1 protein-coding gene is annotated in these 1,682 nt (G+C 67.2%); it reads left to right on the top strand.

What is annotated here, in order from left to right; translation table 11 throughout:
• Positions 1–59: 59 nt before the first annotated feature.
• Positions 60–1,682, top strand: a 1,623-nt coding sequence (locus A5733_RS08630) for an elongation factor G (RefSeq protein ID WP_076239824.1), incomplete at its 3' end; no start/stop codon positions are given.

Genomic DNA, 1,682 nt, shown 5'->3' on the forward strand with positions numbered 1-1,682 from the left:
TCTTGTGCTCCAGATCACATCGGGGAATGGTGGATGGCAGGGACACCAGGAGGAACGCCATGGCGGACAAGTCGAACTCGGCCGGCAACGCAGCGGTACCCACCGCCGACAGTCCCGCCGCCATTCGCAATGTGGTGCTCGTCGGCCCGTCAGGTTCGGGCAAGACCACGCTCGTGGAGGCACTGCTCGTGGCCGCAGGGGTGTTGAATCGCCCGGGCTCGGTGGCCGACGGGTCGACGGTCTGCGATTTCGACGAAGCTGAGATCGGCCAACAGCGCTCGGTCGGCCTCGCGCTGGCCCCCTTGCAGCACAACGGGATCAAGGTCAATCTGATCGACACCCCCGGATACGCCGATTTCGTCGGGGAACTACGCGCCGGGCTGCGCGCCGCGGATTGCGCATTGTTCGTCATCGCCGCCAACGAGGACGTCGACGAGCCGACGAAGGCGCTGTGGCAGGAGTGTGCGGCGGTGGGCATGCCGCGGGCCGTGATCATCACCAAGCTCGACCACGCCAGGGCCAACTATGCGGCTGCGCTGGCCGGCGCCCAGCAGGCCTTCGGGGACAAAGTGGCGCCGCTGTACTTCCCCGCCGGTGAGGGGGTGATCGGGCTGCTCACCCTCACCAACCGGCCCCCCGACGGCTCCTTGGATGACGAGATCTCCGAACTACGCGGCTCGCTGATCGAGGGGATCATCGAGGAGTCCGAGGACGAGACCTTGATGGAGCGCTACCTCGGCGGCGAAGAGATCGATGAAGCGGTGTTGATCGCCGACCTGGAGAAGGCCGTGGCCCGCGGTTCGTTTTTCCCGGTGATCCCGGTGTGCAGCGGGTCGGGGGTCGGCACGCTGGAACTGCTGGAGGTCGCCACCCGCGGCTTTCCGTCACCACCGGAACATCGGCTGCCCGAGGTGTTCACCACCAACGGAGCCACCCGCACACCGTTGCCCTGCGATCCGTCCGGGCCGCTGCTGGCCGAGGTGGTCAAGACGACGTCGGATCCCTATGTCGGCAGGGTCAGCCTGGTCCGGGTGTTCTCCGGCACCATCAGGCCCGACGCCACCGTGCATGTGTCGGGCCATTTTTCTGCCTTCAACGGCTCCGTCTCACCGGCCGGCTCCCACGGCCATGCCGATCACGACGAGGACGAGCGCATCGGCACCCTGTCCTTCCCGCTGGGTAAACAGCAGCGTCCGGCGCCGTCGGTGGTGGCCGGGGACATCTGCGCGATCGGCCGGCTCAGCCGGGCCGAGACCGGGGACACCCTCAGCGACAAGGCTGATCCTCTGGTGCTGCGGCCGTGGACCATGCCCGACCCGCTGCTGCCGGTCGCGGTCCAGCCGCGCGCCAAAACCGACGAGGACAAACTCTCGGTCGGGTTACAGCGGTTGGCCGCCGAAGATCCGACGCTGCGTATCGAGCAGAACCCCGAGACCCACCAGATCGTGCTGTGGTGCATGGGCGAGGCGCACGCCGCGGTGGTTCTCGACGCCCTGTCGCGCCGTTACGGGGTGTCAGTCGACACCGTGGAGTTGCGGGTTCCCTTGCGAGAGACGCTCGGCGGAAAGGCAAAAGGCCACGGCCGACACGTCAAACAGTCCGGTGGTCACGGCCAGTACGCGGTATGCGACATCGAGGTGGAGCCGTTGCCGGAGGGCACCGGGTTCGAATTCGTCGACAAG

The sequence above is a fragment of the Mycobacterium sp. NS-7484 genome, from assembly GCF_001953975.1.
In the GTDB taxonomy this organism is placed as follows: domain Bacteria; phylum Actinomycetota; class Actinomycetes; order Mycobacteriales; family Mycobacteriaceae; genus Mycobacterium.